20 protein-coding genes and 2 tRNA genes are annotated in these 19,017 nt (G+C 33.2%); 13 read left to right on the forward strand and 9 right to left on the reverse strand.

Going from position 1 to position 19,017, the window contains the following annotated elements:
* Positions 1-9: 9 nt before the first annotated feature.
* Positions 10-2,067: a hypothetical protein gene (locus N2259_02375; GenBank protein MCX7779066.1), complete on the reverse strand. Its 2,058-nt coding sequence runs from the start codon at positions 2,065-2,067 to the stop codon at positions 10-12.
* Positions 2,068-2,140: 73 nt separating this feature from the next.
* Here N2259_02375 and N2259_02380 point away from each other — a divergent pair, with 73 nt between their 5' ends.
* The 7 genes from N2259_02380 (at position 2,141) to N2259_02410 (ending at position 7,870) form a co-directional block, all read left to right on the forward strand.
* Positions 2,141-2,521, forward strand: a complete 381-nt coding sequence (locus N2259_02380; protein ID MCX7779067.1) for a hypothetical protein — start codon at positions 2,141-2,143, stop codon at positions 2,519-2,521.
* 392 nt (positions 2,522-2,913) lie between these two features.
* Positions 2,914-3,345, forward strand: a complete 432-nt coding sequence (mraZ, locus tag N2259_02385) for a division/cell wall cluster transcriptional repressor MraZ (protein MCX7779068.1) — start codon at positions 2,914-2,916, stop codon at positions 3,343-3,345.
* A gap of 9 nt (positions 3,346-3,354) precedes the next feature.
* A complete protein-coding gene (gene rsmH, locus N2259_02390; GenBank protein MCX7779069.1) occupies positions 3,355-4,251 on the forward strand; it encodes a 16S rRNA (cytosine(1402)-N(4))-methyltransferase RsmH in 897 nt (298 codons plus the stop codon).
* Positions 4,252-4,284: 33 nt separating this feature from the next.
* A complete protein-coding gene (locus tag N2259_02395) occupies positions 4,285-4,653 on the forward strand; it encodes a hypothetical protein (GenBank protein ID MCX7779070.1) in 369 nt (122 codons plus the stop codon).
* Positions 4,654-4,668: 15 nt separating this feature from the next.
* Positions 4,669-6,414 (forward strand): penicillin-binding protein 2, encoded by a 1,746-nt coding sequence (locus tag N2259_02400; GenBank protein ID MCX7779071.1) that lies wholly within the window; start codon positions 4,669-4,671, stop codon positions 6,412-6,414.
* A gap of 21 nt (positions 6,415-6,435) precedes the next feature.
* Positions 6,436-7,734: a UDP-N-acetylmuramoyl-tripeptide--D-alanyl-D-alanine ligase gene (locus N2259_02405; GenBank protein ID MCX7779072.1), complete on the forward strand. Its 1,299-nt coding sequence runs from the start codon at positions 6,436-6,438 to the stop codon at positions 7,732-7,734.
* A gap of 63 nt (positions 7,735-7,797) precedes the next feature.
* Positions 7,798-7,870: transfer RNA gene (locus N2259_02410), tRNA-Glu, on the forward strand.
* Here the strand turns inward: N2259_02410 and N2259_02415 are convergent.
* Positions 7,868-8,626 carry a ZIP family metal transporter gene (locus N2259_02415; protein MCX7779073.1) on the reverse strand — a complete coding sequence of 253 codons (759 nt, stop codon included), beginning with the start codon at positions 8,624-8,626 and terminating at the stop codon, positions 7,868-7,870. The genes N2259_02410 and N2259_02415 overlap by 3 nt on opposite strands.
* A 5-nt stretch (positions 8,627-8,631) precedes the next feature.
* Complete coding sequence (locus N2259_02420; protein ID MCX7779074.1) at positions 8,632-9,786, reverse strand: hypothetical protein; 1,155 nt, start codon at positions 9,784-9,786, stop codon at positions 8,632-8,634.
* Between the two features lie 64 nt (positions 9,787-9,850).
* Between N2259_02420 and def the strand changes: the two genes are divergently transcribed.
* A complete protein-coding gene (gene def / locus N2259_02425) occupies positions 9,851-10,330 on the forward strand; it encodes a peptide deformylase (GenBank protein ID MCX7779075.1) in 480 nt (159 codons plus the stop codon).
* Positions 10,321-10,391 (forward strand) — tRNA-Gly (locus tag N2259_02430). The genes def and N2259_02430 overlap by 10 nt, the downstream gene beginning before the upstream one ends.
* Before the next feature lie 12 nt (positions 10,392-10,403).
* Here N2259_02430 and N2259_02435 read toward each other — a convergent pair.
* From N2259_02435 to N2259_02460, 6 genes are all read right to left on the reverse strand, one after another.
* The gene (locus N2259_02435) at positions 10,404-10,892 is read right to left on the reverse strand and encodes a prepilin-type N-terminal cleavage/methylation domain-containing protein (protein MCX7779076.1); all 489 of its coding nucleotides are present in this window, start codon (positions 10,890-10,892) and stop codon (positions 10,404-10,406) included.
* A gap of 5 nt (positions 10,893-10,897) precedes the next feature.
* Positions 10,898-11,974, reverse strand: coding sequence for a pilus assembly protein PilM (locus N2259_02440; GenBank protein MCX7779077.1), 1,077 nt, complete (start codon positions 11,972-11,974; stop codon positions 10,898-10,900).
* A gap of 34 nt (positions 11,975-12,008) precedes the next feature.
* Positions 12,009-13,214 carry a type II secretion system F family protein gene (locus N2259_02445; protein ID MCX7779078.1) on the reverse strand — a complete coding sequence of 402 codons (1,206 nt, stop codon included), beginning with the start codon at positions 13,212-13,214 and terminating at the stop codon, positions 12,009-12,011.
* Positions 13,215-13,417: 203 nt separating this feature from the next.
* The gene (locus tag N2259_02450; GenBank protein MCX7779079.1) at positions 13,418-15,109 is read right to left on the reverse strand and encodes a type II/IV secretion system protein; all 1,692 of its coding nucleotides are present in this window, start codon (positions 15,107-15,109) and stop codon (positions 13,418-13,420) included.
* A gap of 1 nt (position 15,110) precedes the next feature.
* On the reverse strand, positions 15,111-15,479 hold the full coding sequence (locus N2259_02455) for a response regulator (GenBank protein MCX7779080.1): 369 nt from the start codon (positions 15,477-15,479) through the stop codon (positions 15,111-15,113).
* 61 nt (positions 15,480-15,540) lie between these two features.
* A complete protein-coding gene (locus N2259_02460; GenBank protein MCX7779081.1) occupies positions 15,541-16,761 on the reverse strand; it encodes a HAMP domain-containing histidine kinase in 1,221 nt (406 codons plus the stop codon).
* A 158-nt stretch (positions 16,762-16,919) separates the two neighbouring features.
* Here N2259_02460 and N2259_02465 point away from each other — a divergent pair, with 158 nt between their 5' ends.
* The 4 genes from N2259_02465 to N2259_02480 all read left to right on the forward strand — a co-directional run bounded on the left by N2259_02465 (position 16,920) and on the right by N2259_02480 (position 19,016).
* Positions 16,920-17,387, forward strand: a complete 468-nt coding sequence (locus N2259_02465) for a hypothetical protein (protein ID MCX7779082.1) — start codon at positions 16,920-16,922, stop codon at positions 17,385-17,387.
* A gap of 70 nt (positions 17,388-17,457) precedes the next feature.
* Positions 17,458-17,805, forward strand: a complete 348-nt coding sequence (locus tag N2259_02470) for a hypothetical protein (GenBank protein ID MCX7779083.1) — start codon at positions 17,458-17,460, stop codon at positions 17,803-17,805.
* Between the two features lie 10 nt (positions 17,806-17,815).
* Entirely contained in the window at positions 17,816-18,727 is a 912-nt protein-coding gene (locus tag N2259_02475) for a type II secretion system GspH family protein (GenBank protein MCX7779084.1), read from the forward strand.
* 40 nt (positions 18,728-18,767) lie between these two features.
* The gene (locus N2259_02480) at positions 18,768-19,016 is read left to right on the forward strand and encodes a hypothetical protein (protein ID MCX7779085.1); all 249 of its coding nucleotides are present in this window, start codon (positions 18,768-18,770) and stop codon (positions 19,014-19,016) included.
* Position 19,017 lies beyond the last annotated feature (1 nt).

Raw genomic sequence — 19,017 nt, forward strand, 5'->3', positions numbered from 1 at the left:
CTTCACAATTTATAATTCTATCTCAACAATCTGTGACCTATTAAGCAGCCAGATCTTTGTTTCTTTTTCGTCAACAAAAAGATCTTTTAGATCAGTAAATTTTTCCGAAGTGATTTGTTTGATCAATTTTCCGTTTTTATCTAAAAGAACAATTCTTTTATTTTCCGGTTCTAAGAGATAAATATATTTAAAATCTGGCTGAGTAAGAATCTTCGTCACTTTTTTTATTTCTGGATAAACCCTTTCTTGATCAAATTTTGATTTTCTACCTAAATAAAATTTTAAAATTTCACCATTCTCTTTTAAAAGATAAATTGAACCATCAATAGTCAATGAAACGATGTTTTTTAAATCTACTTTTTCTTTTAACCAATTTGATTCTTGACCAAAACCTTCTTCTAATTTTAAATATTTAAAAATTTGATTATTTTTTTGATCTAGAATATAAAGTTTATGGTCGTAGATTTCTAAATCACTGATTGATAACTCTTTTTGTTTGGTTTCTAATTTTAAGGGAGAGATTTTTTTATTTCTTTGATTAAAAAGATAAATTTTATTCCCTGCCAATAAAATCAATTCGTCTGTTGTATAATTTAAAAATTTTTGTAGAGACAAATCTAATTTGACCAGCGAAGAGGCCCTTCCTATTTTTTGATCAAAGTCATAAATTTCTTTTAATCTTTTATTAAAAACAAAAAATTTATTATTTTGGAAAGAAAAATTTTCAAACTGACCATTTTTATCCAGAGAAGAAAGGCTAGTGACTATTTTTGGCTCAGCAATTTTTTCAATTTTATAAAGTTTCTCTAAACTTTCTTCAAAATTATTTTTTAGATTGTTAAAAATTTCTTTTTCCCAGACTGATTTGGGTTTCAGAAAAATAATTTTATCTTCTATCTCCTTGGCGAGAGTTAAAGCATTTTTTTGGTCAGCATAAATAAGGCTGGCCTTAAGAAGAGTAATTTTTTCTTGAACCTCCTGAAAGGTTTGGAAAAACTTGGGATTAATTCGGTCTCTATTAACTAAATGAAGGAAATTAAGAATCATCATAACGATTAGAATGGTCAATAGAAAAGAGGTAAATTTAATTTTAGGGCGTGGCATTTGCTTGAAAAGGGAGAGAAAAGCATTGAAAATTGGAGGGAAAAAAGAGAGAGAGATTTTCGGAAGTTTTAGGCTTGGTTTTTTTTCTGGTTTTTTAAAGGGCTCTTCTTTCTTATTGCCATGAATAAAAATTTCTTTTACTTCTTCCTTGGTCGACTGAACGATGATTTTTGTTGGTACACTAACTGGTTTTATTTCTTCGGTCAAAATTTTTGGCTTTTCTTTTTCTTCGGTGACAAGAGTGGCGATTTCCTTTGTTTTTCTCTCTTTCTCTTTTTTAATTAAAAAAACACCGATAGAAATTTCTTCTTTTAAATTTTCTAACGATCTTTCTAAATTTTTCATAGCCATCGCCATAGGCGATTTAAATAAACAGTCCCTCAATTTTTCAAAATTAAAATAATCTAAAAAATTGTCCGTAGCAAAAATGAGGAGATCATTTTTTTCTAAACTGCCACTGATGATTTGGGTGAAGGTTTTAAATGATGTCTGATAACTCTTCTCAGCTGGCTGATAGAGAGGAAGCATTTTATCTTTTCTTAAAATAAAAGCTTGCATCAGACCAACGGGTGAGAAATAAATTTTTTCTTCTTTGATGACAGCGACGATGGCATTAAGATTTCTAACTAATTTTTCAAAAATTTTTGAACCGATAATTTCTTGAGAAATGAGACGGTTAACTTTTTGTAAAGCATTTTCTAAAACTATTTCGACATTATCTGACTCTTTTAAATTTTCAGGTGTGTAATAGTTAGTTTTTAAACCATTAATAATAATTTCGGAAACCTCTTTGGTTAAAGAATGAATATTTTTTTCTAGATTAGGCGGAATAGCTAATTGAATTAAAAAAATAGTTTCTCCTAAAAGTTTTTTATGAAGAGTTGGTGGGACAAAATGCTGTGATTCGACAACGAGATTATTTTTTTTAGGATTAGACAAACAAAATTTTGAAATTTCTAGCATAACTATTGCTTTATTTTCATTATTTATATATTATTATAAATAATTATAAATAAAAATATTTTTCCAGTCAATTATGATTTTAGTTATTAATACTTCGATAAAACCGTATTTTATTGCCTCAGCGACAAAGAGAAAGATAAAAATTTTTTATCTTAAAGATGAAGATCTCAACATTTTAGTTCAATTAGAACAATTTTTAAAGAAAAACCAAATTAAATGGAATCAAATTTCTGGTCTTGTTATAGTTCCCGATTATCTTTCTTTTACTCGACAAAGAATTATAATTACAGTGGCTAATATTTTGGGTATTTTTTTAAATTTAGCCGTGGGTTTAGTCAATCAAAACGAATTTCAAAATATGGAAGAATTAATCAAGATCGGACAGAAGAGGTTGAGAAGAGGAACGATTCCTTTAGTTTATCATAAAGAGCCAAACATTACTACCAGTCGTTAGGTTTTTGCCTTAATAATTTTATTTTGATTTTTAACCCGAAAAGGGTTAATTTTTTATCCCCAAATTATCCACAACCCAAAATTGACTAGTGGAAAAAAATGGGGTATTGTGTATTCGATGAATATAATTGTGGATAAATGTGGGGATAAGTCAGCGAAATTGTGAATAAGTGCCGATTTTGTCTGAACGTTAGTGAAGATACAGAATCGAGCACCCCGCCCTTATTCCAACAATAAACTTACAAAATATAGAAAGTAAAAGGCGAAGCCGCCTTACAGTTTTCATCTTTGTAAATCACAAGTTTTTCGAGAGAATAAGTGCGGGGTACGGAATTTTGTCCTAAAATTTCCATCGCTCTGCTCTGCGCGCTCGTAAATTTTAACCAAATTCGTATGTTTATTGGCGAATACCACTATAAACTTGATGAAAAGGGAAGGTTAGCTATTCCTCCTAAATTTCGTTTAAGCTTTAAAAAGGGAACGGTTGTGACACGGGGCCTTGATAATTGTCTTTTTCTCTACCCAAAACCAGAATGGCAAAAATTGGCTTTAAAGCTTTCTCAATTGCCTATTAGTAAAGCAAAAACAAGAGCTTTTGGTCGCTTAATGTTAGCCGGAGCAATGGATGTGATTTTAGATCGTCAGGGGAGAATTATTTTACCTGACTATTTAAGAAACTATGCCAAAATCAAAAAAAATGTTGTCATTGCTGGTCTCTATAACCGATTAGAAATTTGGGATGAAAAAGAATGGGAGGAGTATAAAAGACAGTCAGAAAGAGAAAGTAGGGATATTGCCGAAACTCTAGGTGAATTAGGTGTCTAACGAAAATTTATGTCTCATCAACCCGTTCTTTTACAAGAGGTAATTGCCTATCTCTCGCCCCAACCGAATCAAAATTTTATTGATTGTACAATTGGTGGTGGTGGGCATGCTTTCGCTATTTTAGAAAAGACAACACCCTTAGGAAAAGTTTTGGGTATTGATTTAAATTCTGAAACTATTCAACAATTAAATTGCAAAATTCAAACCTCAAATTTCAAATCGAGATTGATATTAGTGAATGATAATTTCATCAATTTATCAAAGATCGTTGAAAAATATAATTTTTATCCGGTTCATGGAATTTTACTTGATTTAGGACTTTCAACCGATCTATTAGAAAAAAGTGGCAGAGGTTTTAGTTTTCAAGAAGATGAATTTTTAGATATGAGATATGGTCAAAAAGGCAAGACTGCTTACGAGATTATTAATCAATGGCCAGAGGAGGAATTAAAAAAAATTTTAAAAGAATATGGGGAAGAAAAACTCGCTTGGCCAATCGCTAGAAATATTTTTAAGAGACGCCAAAAAGAAAAAATCAGGACAACCAGAGAGTTAGTAGAGGTAATTAACGATGTCTTAAAAAAATTTAAAGTTTATAACCAGAAATTTAAAATTAAAACTTTAGCCAGAGTTTTTCAAGCTTTCAGGATTGCTGTCAATGATGAATTAGAAAATTTAAAAAAAGTTCTACCGTCAGCAATAAAAATTTTAGAAAAAGATGGATGTCTTTTAGTCATTTCTTATCACTCTTTAGAAGACAAAATTGTCAAAGATTTTTTCAAAACCCAAGAAAAAGAAAAACTTTTAAAAATTTTAACCAAAAAACCCGTTCAGCCAACCGACGAAGAAATAAAATTAAATCCGCGCAGTCGTTCAGCCAAACTGCGCGCCGGACTCAAACTATAAAACCAATAAAATAACCAATAACTAATTAAAAATATGTCTCCCTACGCCAAAAATTTTATCCAAACCCACTCCTTGCCTCTTTCTGTGAAAGAAAATAAATTTTTTTCTCTGAAGGTCTTTAAAAAACCATTTGTCTTAAATGTCGTTTTACTTTCTTTTATTTTATTGCTTATTATCTTTCAGTTTATTCTTGTCAATAGAATGGTGGTTTATAGCTTTAAGAGAAATGAGCTAGAAGAAGAAAAAAGAATGTTAGAACAAGAAAAGAGGAATCTAGAATTAGAAATAATAAAAATAAAATCAACCGAGGGAACAAAAGATTCTTTTAAAAATTTTAATCTTGTTCAGGTAGAAGAAATAGAATATTTAAAACCAATCAGTGGCACAATGGCTGAAAAATAGTTTAATTTTTTATATATGTTTGTTAAAAAAACTCGACAGAGATCGAAAACGAGTTTTTTCCGTTTTTATTTTTTAGCTATTATTTTTTTTATTTTTGGCAGCTTGATTATTTTAAGATTGATTCAACTTCAAATTTTAGATTATCGGTATTATCAAAACAAAGCCCTAGAAATTAGAACTTTTGAGAAGGAGGTTCAACCAAAGAGGGGAGAAATTTTTATCGAAGAAGAGGGAGGGAAGAGACCTGTGGCGATTAATATTGACTCTTATAATCTTTATGCTGTGCCGAAAGAAATCGATGAGCCAATAAAAACGGCTGAAAAAATTGCCCCTTTGATTGGTATTTCATTATCAAATAAAAATGATGAATTAACTAATTTAATTAAAAAACTTTCTAAAGAAAACGACTGGTATGAAATTTTAAAAAAAGATATTAGTCAAGAAGAGGTAGATGCTATTAACAAACTCTCTCTCAAAGGGATAAAAATTGAGACGGTAACTAAAAGGTTTTATCCCGAGAAAAAATATTTTGCTCATCTTCTTGGTTTTGTCGGCTTTAGCGGCGATCAACAGGTTGGTCGCTACGGTTTAGAAAATTATTACGAAAATATTCTTTCTGGAAAAGAGGGGTTATTAAAAGGAGAAAAAACGCAAGGTGGCGTTCTTATTGCTACTGCTCAAACAACAACCATCAAACCGAAGGATGGAGCAGACCTTATTTTAACGATTGATCGAAATATTCAAATTAAAACTTGTCAAATTTTAGAAGAGGCGATTAAAAAATATCAGGCTGAAAAAGGAAATATTATTGTTTTGGAACCAAAAAGTGGACAAATTTTAGCTCTTTGTAATTGGCCATCTTTTGACCCTAATCAATACAACGAAGTCAAAGATAGTCGTCTTTTTCTTAACGAAGCCGTCTCTTCGCAATATGAGCCTGGCTCTATTTTTAAAACTATCACCTTTGCCGCCGCTTTGGAAGAAGGAAAAATCACACCTGAGACTACCTATGAAGATAAAGGTTTAGTAAAAATCGGCGGTTATACAATTAAAAACGCTGGTAAAAAGGTCTATGGTTTTAGGACAATGAAAGAAGTTTTAGAAAAGTCAATTAATACTGGCGCCATTTTCGCTGCTCAAAAATTAGGTTTAGAAAAATTTCGCCAGTATGTCGAAAAATTTGGTTTCGGTTCTCTAACTGGCGTAGATTTGCCAACTGAAGCAAAAGGCAATATTAAGAATTTATCAGAAAAAAAAGAAATCTATTTAGCTACTGCCTCATTTGGTCAGGGTTTATCTGTGACACCACTACAAATGGTCACTGCTTTTGCTGCTCTAGCCAATCATGGTAAATTAATGAAGCCTTATTTAGTCAAAAAAATAATTTCTGACGGTTTTGTGACTGAAATTAAACCGGAAGAAAGAGCTCAAGTGATTTCTCCAACGAGCGCAGAAATTTTGAAAGAAATGCTTATTTCGGTGGTAAAAAATGGTTGGGGGAAAAGAGCGGCTGTTAAAGGTTATCTAGTGGCTGGTAAAACTGGAACAGCCCAGGTTGCTTATTTGAAAGGTTATTCCGAAAAGACAATCCACTCTTTTGCTGGCTTTGCTCCGGCCAATGATCCAAGGTTTGTCGCTTTAGTCAAATTAGATAATCCGAAGTTAGAAAGATTTAGTGATCGAACGGCTGCTCCAGTTTTTGGTCAACTAGCCGACTTTTTGCTTAAATATTTTGCCATTCCACCAACAGAAATAGAATGAATATTATGAAAAATGAATATTATGAAAAAAGTTATTGAAAGAATATTAGGATTCTTAGCCAAAGCCATTATTAGAAAGTATAAACCATTTATTATTGGTCTTACTGGTAGTTTTGGCAAAACTTCGACTAAAGAAGCGATAGCTTTAGTCTTAAAAAAGAAATTTTTTCTTCGTGCCTCACCAAAAAATTATAATAATGAAATTGGTCTTCCTTTAACCATTATTAATGCCCTGGCTCCAGGTAAATCTTTATTTGGCTGGTTGAGAATTTTTCTGAAAGGAATTTTTCAAATTGTTTTTCCAGTCAAATTTCCAAAAGTTTTAGTTCTAGAAATGGCAGCTGATAAGCCGGGCGATATCAGATATTTGACTAAAATTGCTCCTTGTCAAATCGGTCTTATTACAGCCATTGGCCCTGTCCATCTAGAAAAATTTAAAAGTTTAGAAAATATCTTTAATGAGAAAAAAATTATCCTGACCCATCTTTCTTCCCATGACTTGGCTATTTTTAATGCCGACGACCAATATCTTTCAAGGTTAAAAAATCAATTAAAAGCAAAGACTCTAACCTTTGGCTTTTCCAGCCAGGCTGACCTGCGGGCTCTAGAAGCCAAAATTGACCAAGAAATTACAGAAAAGGGTGAATTGAAAATTTATGGTCTAAAGTTCAAAGTAGCCTATCAAGGTAATGTCGTGCCAATTTGTCTGCCTAAAATTTTAGCTAAACATCAGATTTACTCTGTCCTGGCCGCACTGAGCGTTGGGTTGGTCAAAGGATTAAATTTGATTGAGATGGCAGAAATTTTAAAAGAATTTGAAGCACCGCCAGGAAGAATGAAGCTAATCAATGGTTTAAAAGAAAGCTATATCATTGATGATTCATATAATTCGTCACCTCGGGCTGTTTTGGCGGCTTTAGAAACTCTGAATGAGATTTTAACTATTCCTGGTCGAAGAAAAATTTTAGTCTTGGGCGAGATGCTAGAACTTGGTTCAATAGCCCAGCAATCCCATTATGAGATTGGTCAAAAGATTGCCGATTTTAACTTTGATCTTTTGATCACCGTCGGTCAATTGGCCCAAAAAATTGCCCAAGGAGCAAGAGAAAACGGTTTTCGGGATGAAATGATTTTTGAGTTTCAAAAATCAGAAGAGGCGGCTCAGTTTCTGAAAGAAAAAATTAATTATGGTGATTTAATTTTAATTAAAGGTTCGCAGGGCGTGAGAATGGAAAAAATTGTTAAAGAAATTATGGCTGAACCAGAAAGAGCCAAAGAACTTCTAGTACGACAGGATAAAAGATGGAAAGAAATGGTGTAGAATCTAGAAGACAGGAGAAAGCAGCTCATTGTCAAAAAGAAAGGATTGATTAAAATAAAAAATGGCCCTGTCATCTAGTGGTTTAGGATACATGGTTCTCAACCATGTCACACGGGTTCGAATCCCGTCAGGGCTAAATTGATTTCTGGTGAAAAATTATTTTTAAAAAGAACATTAAAGAAAGACCAAGTACAATAAAAACAAATTGGATGAATGATTTCTTGAGAGAAGTTTCTTTTTTTAATTCCGGAATTAAATCTGAACCAGCCAAGTAAAGAAAACCGCCAGCGGCAAAAGGCAGCAGATAATTAACTAAAAAACCTAAGGCGTTGCTCAATAATAAAGTGATGACTGCCCCTAAAAAGGCACTTAAGGCAGAGAGAAAATTGAAAAATAAAGCCCGCCATTTAGAAAATCCACCATAGATTAAAACACCAAAATCACCAATTTCTTGAGGAATTTCGTGAAAAATTACAGCCAAGGTTGTACTAAGACCCAAAGGAAAACTTATTAAATAAGCTCCAGCCATAATACTGCCATCAATAAAATTGTGAACGGCATCACCAATAATATTGAGATAGGTAAGAGGGTGTGGATGACTAGCGGTAGTAGGCAGGTGACAATGTCGCCAGCCAATAAATTTTTCTAAAATAAAAAAACCCAAAAGACCAATCAAAAGTAAAAAGGCCGTTCTTTTGCCAAAACCAAATTCTTCAACTGCTTCAGGGATTAAATGGAAAAAGGCACTGCCAAATAAACTACCGACTGAAAAACTGACTAAAAAAAGTAAAATTTTTTTTAATTTCTCCTCACTGATGGCAAAGGTAAAAACACCAATTAGTGAGACGAGACTGATAATTAAAACGGAGATAAAAACTGTTAACCAAATCATATAAATTAAAACCATTTTAGAAGAAGACCGAGGGCTAAAATTAACAAGATTAAACCTGAGGCAAGACGCATATATTTTTTAAACTTGGCTCGCCAAACTTCCATTTGATCAGCCTTTTCAATAGCCACTGATACCAAGGCCATCATCAGTAACAGTGGCACGATAAAGAAAAAATTATACCAAAAGAGATATGGAAAAATATATTTTGTTCTTTCCGCTAAGATTGTCACATAGACCAGCGGAATACCTGAAGAACAGGGTAATTCTACCAGCGAGCTAAAGAAAGCCAAAATAATAGCACTTGGCATTGTCCCTTTTTGAATTAATTTTTGAATAACAAAACGAGACTTAGTCGGAATTTCTAAAGAAACAAATTTATTATAAAAAAAGAAATCTTTCAGCATTAATAAAGCCACAATCAGAGCCAAGAAACCAATAATCATTTTAACAGTTGAAATTAAACCAATAAAATGGAATAAGTTAAAGATACCATACATAAAAAGGAAATAAACTATAAAGACCGTCAGGACAAAAACCAAACCAAGACCTATCGCCCTTTTTTTTGAGCCAATGGCTAAGAGATAGGTTAATAAAAATAAAAAGACCATCAACAGACAAGGGTTGATACCGTCAATCAAGCCGAGAATCATACCTAAAAAAAGTGTTGATTTTTTTAAACTAAAAGTAATTTCTTTGCCCAAAAAATTAATTTTTGTTTGATCGCTTTTAACTGGAACAATCTCTTTTGGTTTAGGCATTTGTAACAATGTCTGCTCAATTTGATGAACCGGACAGGTATAATTTGGGTCCTTGAGACACTCTTGAATAGTCTTTTCTAAATTGTTTCGAATGGCGGTTGAACCAATAAAATATTGATGACCGACAAAGAGAACCGGGACAACGGCCATTTTAATTTTGTATAATTCCCTCAATTTATCATAAAGTTTGACACTCAATTCTTCTGTTAAAGAATGTTCCTCAAAGATGATATTATATTTTTCTGCCATGGCTTTAACAAAAGGTTTAATCTCTTGACAATGAGGACAGCTGGGCAAGGTAAAGAGATGAATAAAAATTGGTTCATTAGCTTGACTATAAAAAGGAAGAAAAAAGGAAAACAGAAAAGAGGAAAGAGAAATAACAAAAAGTATTTTCTTCATAACCTTCTATTTTAAAGAAAAATAAAAATTTGACAAGAGAAGAATGGTTGATTAAAATATTAAGATGACCTTTACTCTTAAAAAATATCCTGATCCAATTCTTAGAAAAAAAGCCGAGGCTATCAAAGAAATCAACGAAGAAATAAAAAAAATTGCTCAGCTCATGATCGAAGTAAAAGAAAACAGTCAAGGCCTTGGTTTAGCCGGCCCTCAAATAGGTATTTTAAAGAGAATTATTGCTGTAACGACAGAAAAGGGTCCTCAAATTTTTCTTAATCCGGAGATTTTAGCCAAAAGTAAGAGACAAGAAATAATGGAAGAAGGTTGCTTGAGCTTTCCTGGTTTATATTTAAAAATAAAAAGACCGATTGAAGTTGAAATTAAAGCCCTCAACTTAAATGGTCGAGAATTAAAGTTTAAGGTCCAAGGCTTAACGGCTAGAATTTTCCAGCATGAAATAGATCATTTAAACGGGGTGCTTTTTATCGACCGATTGCCTTGGTGGCAAAGAGCAAAACTAAAAATAAAAAGACTGCGGGATTAGTATAGTGGCAGTACGCTTGCTTCCCAAGCAAGAGGCGCCAGTTCGATTCTGGTATCCCGCTTTTTGTTTTCTTTTATCGCGTGATGGAAATATTCGTCGCTGGTGCCTCGGCTCCACAGGCCCCAACCGTTACTCGACCACCTTCTACTTTTACCGCATAATAGCTAGTATTAGCTGTGCCATTAACTGGATCTGACGGTCGGGTGGAAAGGTAGGTGGGGACAAGGGCACTGATAAAATCTTGACCGGTACATCCTTTATTGATAGTGCCAAGATCACCTTTACTACAATCAATGTTGCATTCAGCGGCAGAGGTAGCATTGCCAATGACTTTTGCGTCTGAGGTTAAACCAGATGGCCAGGAACCGTTATTGTCAATATAATACTGAAAAATGGCATTGAGGATAGCCAAGATATCATTTCTTCGAGCAGCATTTCTTGCTTGAGCTAATTGCCTGGTCGGATTAACAGCGACAATGACAATGCCGGTCAAAATTGAAATAATGCCAATGACAACCAGAAGTTCGATAAGAGTAAAACCCTTTTTCTTTTTCATACTCATAATTTTTATTTCTTCAATAGATTTATCTCGACTTTTTGAAAATCTTTTTCTAAGGCTCTCAGAGCCAAACCGATAACATTAGCCGATAAAATTCTTTTTTCTTCTTGAGCCAAAAAATCACCCTTGATATTTGTTAATGGTTCGCCCCTCGTTGTCTCCAAACCAAGTTTTTTTTGAAAATAAGCACTAATGCCTGGCAGTAAACTTGAACCACCAGCCAGAATAATTTTTTTAACTTGATGGTAGGTCGTCTGCTGGTAAAAGATTAAAATCCTTCTTGCTTCATCAATAATTGGTAGCGCTTCCTTTTTCAAAACTTGTTCTACCTTGGGATATTTCTGAGGACGAAAGCCTTCTGCCACTTTTATTTTTTCTGCCTCTTCAAAAGATAAACCAAGAGCTTCTGAGACTTTTTTAGTAAAAAGATTACCAGCGACACGAAGATAATGGTTGAAAACTAATCCTCTTTCGTCAAAAAGACTAAAAACACTTGTTCTCTGACCAATATCAATAATCAATATACCTTCATCCTTTGGAATCTCTTTGATTAAAGCTCGTCTCAAAGAAAGCGGTTCTAAATCAAAAACTATTGGTGTTAAATGAGCAATTTTCAAGGTTTCTTGCCAGTCATCAATTAACTCTTTTCGACAACCAGCAAAAAAGACTTGTTGGATTTTATTTATTTTACCAATAATTTGAAAATCTGTGTAGAGTTGGGATGTGGATAAAGGAAAAACTTGTTCGGCTTCATAGATTAAGGCTTCGGAAAGCTCTTTCTGAGTTAAATTGGCGGGTAGTTGAAAAAGATAAGTAAAAACCTGAGAGCTGGGTAAAGAAAGCAAACAAAATTTTTCTTTAATTGGCCTTGGTTTCGCTTGATCGAGAACCTCTCTAATGTTTTTCGCTAACTCATTTTTTTCTTTAATTAAACCATTTTCTACTAACTGAGCTGATGGTAATTCTTTATGACCATAACTTTCAATTTCTATTTTACTTCCTTTTCTTTTTAAAATTAAAGCTTCAATCGAGGTATCAGAAACATCTAAACCAAAAGCTTGTTTTTTTTGGAAACCAAATAACATAAATTAGCAATGGGAATTTGAATATTGTCTTATCTTATTGTCCTATTTGCCCAATAAATTGATAAATTGGCAGAATAATGGAAACGGCTAAGAGACCAACACCCAGACCAATAATAATCAGTAAAATTGGTTCAAGGACACTGGTTAAATTTTTAATCGTTCGATCAACCTCAGTTTCATAGAAATCAGCTAAATAATGAAAAGAATCTTCAAGGTTACCAGTTTTTTCCCCGACATTCAAAATTTTTGCTACTGATAAAGGAAATTCTTGGGGAAAGTTTTCTAAATTTGAGGCAAGGGTTTCGCCGCGTCGAAGAGCGGGAATAATTTTTTCTAAAGTTTTTTTATAAACTTCGTTACCGATTGTTTCAGCGACAACTTCAAGAGATTTCGGTAGAGTCAGTCCACTTTTTAAAAGCGTCTCACTCGTTCGGGCAAATTGAGCCAAATTATTATTTTTTGTCAATCGACCAAAAATGGGTAGTTTAAGATAAAGAATGTGCAAAATCGATTTTATTCTCCTCAGTTGAGAGAGAAACCGAAAAACAATGACTAAGAGGATTAGACCAATAAGAATAAAAAGTGTATTTTTAGCGAGAAAGTTCATAATAGAGAGAAAAATTTTAGTAATCAGAGGAATAGAAACATCAAGTTTCGCAAAAAGACTAAGAATTTTTGGTAAAAGAAACTGAGAAAGTGCCAAAGAAAGAAGAATAGCCACGATCACCACAATCGTTGGGTAGGTGAGACTGGCTTTGACCTTTTTTTTCAATTCATATGATTTTTCTAATTGTTCAGCCAGATAGACAAGAGAAGATTCTAAAGTACCACTTGACTCAGCTGTTTTAATGACACCAATAAAAAGAGGAGAGAAGTATTTTGGATAAAGAGCAAAAGAAGAGGATAAAACTTCTCCTTGCTCAACCCTTTTTTGAATTTCCGCCAGAATAGTTTTTAATTTTAAATTTACAGTTTGTTCAGAAAGAGTTTTTAAAGATTCGCTCAAAGAGAGGCCACTCTTAATCATCATCTGTAAATTTCTGACTAAATTGATTTTTTCTAATTCTGAAATGCGACCAAAACTGAAAAGAGGTTGTCTTTTCACCCTCTTTGGTATTAAAGAAATAATAATCAAGTCTTGGACTAAAAGCATTTTGGCGGCTTCATCTTTATTAGCTGCCTCAATTTCTCCTTTTTTTATTTGTCCGGCTTTAGTGGAAACAGTGTATTGAAAAAGCATACCAATTTTCTTATCTCTTAAAAATTTTAAGATATCATTGAAAAAATTTTTACTAGAAAATTGAGTACCCGCGTACAGGGCCGTTAGGCGGTTTCGCCTTTAGTCTTTCTCTGTCGGAAGTTTATCGCTGGAATAAGTGCGGGGTAAGGGTTTTCTGGATAAATTTTCTACAACTTTTGTCTTGAAAATTTATATAAAATTCTTTATTTAGTTACTCTTAAAACCTCTTCAACTGTTGTTAAACCCAAAAAGACTTTTTCTAATCCATCTTCAATCATCGTCGTCATTCCTTTTTGACAAGCCAGAGTTCTTATTTCGTCGGTATTTGCCTTTTGCATAATTCTTTCTTTAATTTCTTCTTCTGGTTCCAACACTTCAAAGATACCAGTTCGTCCTGCATAACCAGTTTGATGACAAGCTTCACAACCAAGACCATGGTAAATTCTTATTTTTTCCTTATTTTGAATTGATTTTAAAAAGCGAGTTGGTAAATTACCAACACCGCTGAGTAAACTAAGAAATTCTTTCTGACTAATTTCTTCACTGACAATACACTTTCGACAGATAAGCCTGACTAGTCTTTGGGCAATGATGACATTGACTGTCGAAGCAATTAAAAACGGCTCAATGCCCATATCCATTAGCCTAACTATGGTTGTCGGCGCATCATTGGTGTGCATCGTCGAAAGAACAAGATGGCCGGTCAAGGCGGCATTAACAGCAATGCCAGCTGTTTCTTGATCTCGAATTTCACCAACCATTAGAATATCGGGGTCTTGTCTAACTAAAGCCCTTAACCCTTGAGCAAAGGTTAAATTTGTTTTTGGATTAACTTGAATCTGATTAACGCCCTCAATGTCATATTCAACCGGATCTTCAATAGTGGCAATATTAATATCTCTTTTATTGAGAATTTTTAAAATGGCGTAAAGGGTAGTGGTTTTACCACAACCAGTTGGTCCGGTAGCTAAAATCATTCCCCACGGCTTTTCAATATTAGCTCGGACAACTTTTTCATCTTTTGCTAAAAAACCAAGATCTTCTAAATTAAAACGTCTGATCTTTTCGGAAAGCAATCTTAAAACTGCCTTTTCTCCTTTAGTCACCGGAACAATCGAAACACGGATATCAACTTTTTCATTTTCGAATGTTTCTGAAAATCGACCGTCTTGAGCGGCAAAATGCTCATCAGTTCTGAGTTTAGCCAAAAGTTTAATTCGGGAAATAATATAATCATGAATATCTTTTGGCAATTCTAAAACATCATGAAGAATTCCGTCAATTCTGAATCGGACAACTGTTTTTTTCTCAAATGGTTCGAAGTGAATATCTGAAACTCGATTTTGATAAGCGTAATTAATAATTGTGTCTAAAATTTTAATGATCGGCAACTCTTTTTCCTCCTCTTCTGCTTTTTTAGTATATTCTTCAATCAGATTTTGAAATTCTTGCTTTAATCCCTTTTTGTATCGGACTAGATTTTCTTTTAAATCTTTTTCGGTCGCATAATAAGGGATAACTTTAAAACCAGTCTTTTTTTCGATTAAAGAAATAATCTCTAAATCTCCCGGATTATTCATTGCTAGCTTAATTTTCATTCCTTTTAGATCTTGACCGAAGGCCATTACCTTTTGTTTTTTAGCCACCACTTCTGGAATTATATTTAAATCATCTTCTTTAATAATTTCTTTTTTTAAATTGACAAAAGGATAGCCAAGAAATTCTGCTTTGAGTTGTCCTAACTGTTCATCGCTCATTTTGCCTGAGCTGATAATTAACTCCTCTAAATTTTTGTTTTCTTCTTGAGCTTGTTTCTCTAAATTTTGAAAATCTTCAGGACTTAAAAATCCCGGCTCAACTAGAATTTTCTTCAATTGTTCACTTGTTAGTTCCATATTAAAGGTGTTTTTTTATTCTTTCCACTACTTCCGGCAGTGATTGTTGAGATTTAACAAGATAATCAACGGCGCCAAATTTCAAAGCTTTTTCCCGATCTTGTTCTTGACCCAAACAGGAAAGAATGATAATTTTTGTTTCTTTTATCTTATCACTTTTTTGTTTTTCGGCCAAAAATTCAAAACCATCCTTTTGGGGCAAAATCAAATCAAGGACAATCAAATCATATTTTTTTTCTTGAATTTTTTTTAGGGCCTCTTCACCATTAAAAGCTGTTTCAACCTCTAAATTAGTCTCAGAACTAGCTAACTTTGAGGCCAAAAGTTTGGCCAAAAATTGATCATCCTCAACAATAAGAATTTTTTTCATATTGCGATACTAATACACCTGAGAGAAGCTAATGATGCGAATTTTTATCATCAATATTCATTTATTTGTTGGTATCGATTTGGTCTTTTAATTTCGTCTTTTCGTAGGGGAGGGTAAAATAGAAAGTTGAGCCCTTATTTTCTTCTGATTCAAACCAAATTTTGCCTTTTAAATCATCGATAAGTTTTTTAACAATATAAAGGCCCAAACCAGTACCGTCGGGTTGATAACGAAGAGCATTGGGTGCCCGAAAGAATTTTTGAAAAATATCTTTTTGTTTATCTTTAGGAATACCAATCCCTTCATCTTTGATAGAAATTATAATTTCTGTATCAGTTTTTCCGGCAGTAATTTTAATTTTTCCGCCTGGTCGAGAATAATTGATGGCATTTGAAAGAATATTATTAAAAATAATCTCTAAGAATTTCTGGTCCAAGAAAACTTTAGGTAAAAACTGCTTTTCAAAAATAATTTTTAATCCCTTTCCCTCGATTAAAAAATTAAACTGTTTAATTTTTTCTTCTAAAAAGAGATTAAGGTCTGTCTCTTGACTTCTGGTTTTAATTGGTTTTCCATCTAAATCAGTAATGGCTAAAAGATCGTTCACTGATTTCATCATTTTTATCTGGGCGCGCTTAATTTCTTCCAGATATTCTCTTTTTTCTACGTCAACTTTTTTATTCTCAAGTAATTCGTCGGTGATCCAACCAATTGAAGAAATCGGCCCACGTAACTGATGACTGGCAATGGTAATAAACTCACTCTTTTTTTCGTCAAGTTCTTTCAAAAAATCAATTTCTTTTTTAGCTTGAAGGGCAAGAAGAAAACTTAAATAACTAATAATCGCCACCGAAGAAAGACTTAAAAAAACGAAATCAAGAAAAAACGAAATTTTTAACCAGATACTTAAACCAAACATTAAAAGATAATAAAAAACAATAATGATTAATAAACCAATGAGAGCTGGAATATGGGCAGTGGAAGCGGCGGCTAATAAAGGTAAAAAAATAAAAGGAAAAAGCGGGCTTTGGAAAGAACCGCTGAAGTGGATAAATAAAAGGATAAAAAGGGTATAAAAACCTAAATCAATAAAAAATTTTTCATAACGCCAATATCTTTTTGAGATGAAAAATAAACTGATGAACGAATAAAAAGTCATGGCAACGATGATAGATAGAAACCAGAGAGATTCTTTAGGTGGGAAAAAATAAAACCAAACGAGGAGAATCAAAATTAAAATTGGCACTACTAAACGAAAAATTTTATGATACTGTTCGTACATATTTAAATTTAAAGTTCAGAATCAACTCGCCAAAGTATCAATGTCTTTGATAAACATTATATCATAGAATTTCTTTAATGTCTAATTTTATCCACAGGACGGCAATTAAAAACGATGGTAAAATGAAATATCAATAAAAAAATTCCACCAGTTATTCTATGAGTATATTCTCATACTTTCGTAAAATTTTCATATTTCGCAAAAGCCTCTCTTTTTCCTTTCTCGAAGGTCTTCTGGTTATTGCCATTTTAGGTATTATTTTTTCCTTAAGCACCATTGCTTTCATTCGTTTCCAAAAAACTTACGAATTGAAAACAACAGCTAATGAATTGTTTCAGAATTTAAAAAGGGCGCAGGCTAAAGCCATGTCCCAAGAACAAGATAAAAATTGGGGGATAAAATTTGAGCCAGAAAACAAAAAATATTATCTTTGTTCGGATAATTGCACGACTAATCTTGAAACGTTTACTTATTCAACGAACATCAATCTGACTTCTTCTCTCAATCCAATTATTTTCCAAAAACTTTCGGGTACACTGACGACGGCTGGCACCATCAATCTTAATCTTGATTCTCAGACTAAAACGATTACTATTACGACAGCTGGTTTGATTATTCTTAATTAAAGTTTTCCACAACTAAATTCTAGATTGTCAAAAAAATAATTTGTTCTATAATTAAACCGAAGGTAAGAATATGAAAAAGACTAATCTAAAAAAGACTAATGTAAAAAAGACTAAGAAATATACCACCGATGAGGTCAAAAGATATATGAAGATTTTGGCTGAGGATTTTGAGGTCAAGGTGAAGGTTATTGCTGAGCAATATTTGAATATCAAAAAGACCCTTGATCAACACACCAAAATTCTTGATTCTCATAGCGCCATTTTAGCTTCTCATACTGAAACATTAGAAATTATGAAAATTGATATCCAATTCATCAAAAACTCTCTTAAAGAAAAAGAAAAAGTTGATCTGCAAGAATTTAAAGCCCTGGAAAGGCGAGTGGCTCTTCTTGAAGCAAAGATAAGAGTTTTAAAATAAAAAAATAATTATGAAAAGATCTTTTTCTCTCATTGAATTAATGGTTGCTTTGGGCGTTTTTGTTTTGGTGGCGAGCGCCATCATTTTTTTAGTCATTGGTAGTCAGCAATGGCAAAAGGTTTCTCAAGAAAGAGCAGTTGCTATCCAACTGGCTCAAGAGGCGATGGAAGCAGTTCGTTCGATTCGTGACCGCGATTGGAACGAATTAAAAACAGATTCGCGGTGTAGTGAGCAAAATCTAAGAACACGAACTTATGGTTTAAAAATTGTCAATAATGCTTGGACTTTAAGTACGCTTGAAATTGATAAAAAAGTGACCCTTAACAACAAAGAATATACCCGCCTCATTAAAGTAGATTGTGTTTTTGAAAATGGCATTGCCAATCCAGACAAGAAAAAAATTACCGTTGAAGTTTCCTGGGGTGTCCTACCTGGTCGGTCAATTAGTTTAGTTTCTTATTTGACCAACTGGCGATCTGCTGATTTTGCCACTAAAACCAAAGGCGATTTTGAAGCCGGCGTTTTTGAAAACACTAAATTAATTGATGGCAACAATCCGATTATCAAACTTGATGATTTGGCTGGTGCCACCATCCGAGCTAATGAGTTTTTTATTGATGGTTTTACCAACACTTCAGAAATTACCACTAACAAAAAAATCTCCTTCCGTTTTACCGCCCAAAACAACAAGACTCCTAATCAGGTCAAATTTTATATTAATCAAGTTTCTCAGCCTGGTACTTTTCGGGCTGGTTTACAGAACAATGCTAATGGTCAGCCATCCGGCACTTGGCTTTGTTCAAATATCTTTTCGGTCCAACAAAATTTCATCGGTTGGCAAACAGTTAATCTTTCCGGTTGCCCAGCAATCGGTCCTAATACCGATTATAAAATTGTCCATCTCGTCATTGAGCCACAATAAAAGCCCTTTCTCAGCATTTAAAAATTAAAAATTTTAAAGTATGCCTCAAGATAAAATTATTTTAAAATTATTAGAGCATGATGAACGATTAGAGAGAATCGAGGAGAAAATGGCAACAAAAGACGATATGAGAGAAATTATGGAAATGCTGGAGGGAATTACCACCATTGCTCAGCGCCTTGATCAAGAAAGAATTTTTACGGCTGAATGGGTTAAGCGCATCGAGAAAGAAGTTGAAGAACATCGCCAGGAAATTATCAAAATTAAAAAAGTTTTAAAAATTACTTAAA

This window comes from Patescibacteria group bacterium, assembly GCA_026417895.1.
GTDB lineage: Bacteria > Patescibacteriota > Patescibacteriia > UBA2591 > CALHIP01 > CALHIP01.

Coding starts and splice junctions, on each gene's coding strand:
- N2259_02375 (MCX7779066.1), bottom strand. CDS start 2,067: ATGCTAGAAATTTCAAAATTTTGTTTGTCTAATCCTAAAAAAAATAAT.
- N2259_02380 (MCX7779067.1), top strand. CDS start 2,141: ATGATTTTAGTTATTAATACTTCGATAAAACCGTATTTTATTGCCTCA.
- mraZ (MCX7779068.1), top strand. CDS start 2,914: ATGTTTATTGGCGAATACCACTATAAACTTGATGAAAAGGGAAGGTTA.
- rsmH (MCX7779069.1), top strand. CDS start 3,355: ATGTCTCATCAACCCGTTCTTTTACAAGAGGTAATTGCCTATCTCTCG.
- N2259_02395 (MCX7779070.1), top strand. CDS start 4,285: ATGTCTCCCTACGCCAAAAATTTTATCCAAACCCACTCCTTGCCTCTT.
- N2259_02400 (MCX7779071.1), top strand. CDS start 4,669: ATGTTTGTTAAAAAAACTCGACAGAGATCGAAAACGAGTTTTTTCCGT.
- N2259_02405 (MCX7779072.1), top strand. CDS start 6,436: ATGAAAAAAGTTATTGAAAGAATATTAGGATTCTTAGCCAAAGCCATT.
- N2259_02415 (MCX7779073.1), bottom strand. CDS start 8,626: ATGATTTGGTTAACAGTTTTTATCTCCGTTTTAATTATCAGTCTCGTC.
- N2259_02420 (MCX7779074.1), bottom strand. CDS start 9,786: ATGAAGAAAATACTTTTTGTTATTTCTCTTTCCTCTTTTCTGTTTTCC.
- def (MCX7779075.1), top strand. CDS start 9,851: ATGACCTTTACTCTTAAAAAATATCCTGATCCAATTCTTAGAAAAAAA.
- N2259_02435 (MCX7779076.1), bottom strand. CDS start 10,892: ATGAGTATGAAAAAGAAAAAGGGTTTTACTCTTATCGAACTTCTGGTT.
- N2259_02440 (MCX7779077.1), bottom strand. CDS start 11,974: ATGTTATTTGGTTTCCAAAAAAAACAAGCTTTTGGTTTAGATGTTTCT.
- N2259_02445 (MCX7779078.1), bottom strand. CDS start 13,214: ATGCTTTTTCAATACACTGTTTCCACTAAAGCCGGACAAATAAAAAAA.
- N2259_02450 (MCX7779079.1), bottom strand. CDS start 15,109: ATGGAACTAACAAGTGAACAATTGAAGAAAATTCTAGTTGAGCCGGGA.
- N2259_02455 (MCX7779080.1), bottom strand. CDS start 15,479: ATGAAAAAAATTCTTATTGTTGAGGATGATCAATTTTTGGCCAAACTT.
- N2259_02460 (MCX7779081.1), bottom strand. CDS start 16,761: ATGTACGAACAGTATCATAAAATTTTTCGTTTAGTAGTGCCAATTTTA.
- N2259_02465 (MCX7779082.1), top strand. CDS start 16,920: ATGAGTATATTCTCATACTTTCGTAAAATTTTCATATTTCGCAAAAGC.
- N2259_02470 (MCX7779083.1), top strand. CDS start 17,458: ATGAAAAAGACTAATCTAAAAAAGACTAATGTAAAAAAGACTAAGAAA.
- N2259_02475 (MCX7779084.1), top strand. CDS start 17,816: ATGAAAAGATCTTTTTCTCTCATTGAATTAATGGTTGCTTTGGGCGTT.
- N2259_02480 (MCX7779085.1), top strand. CDS start 18,768: ATGCCTCAAGATAAAATTATTTTAAAATTATTAGAGCATGATGAACGA.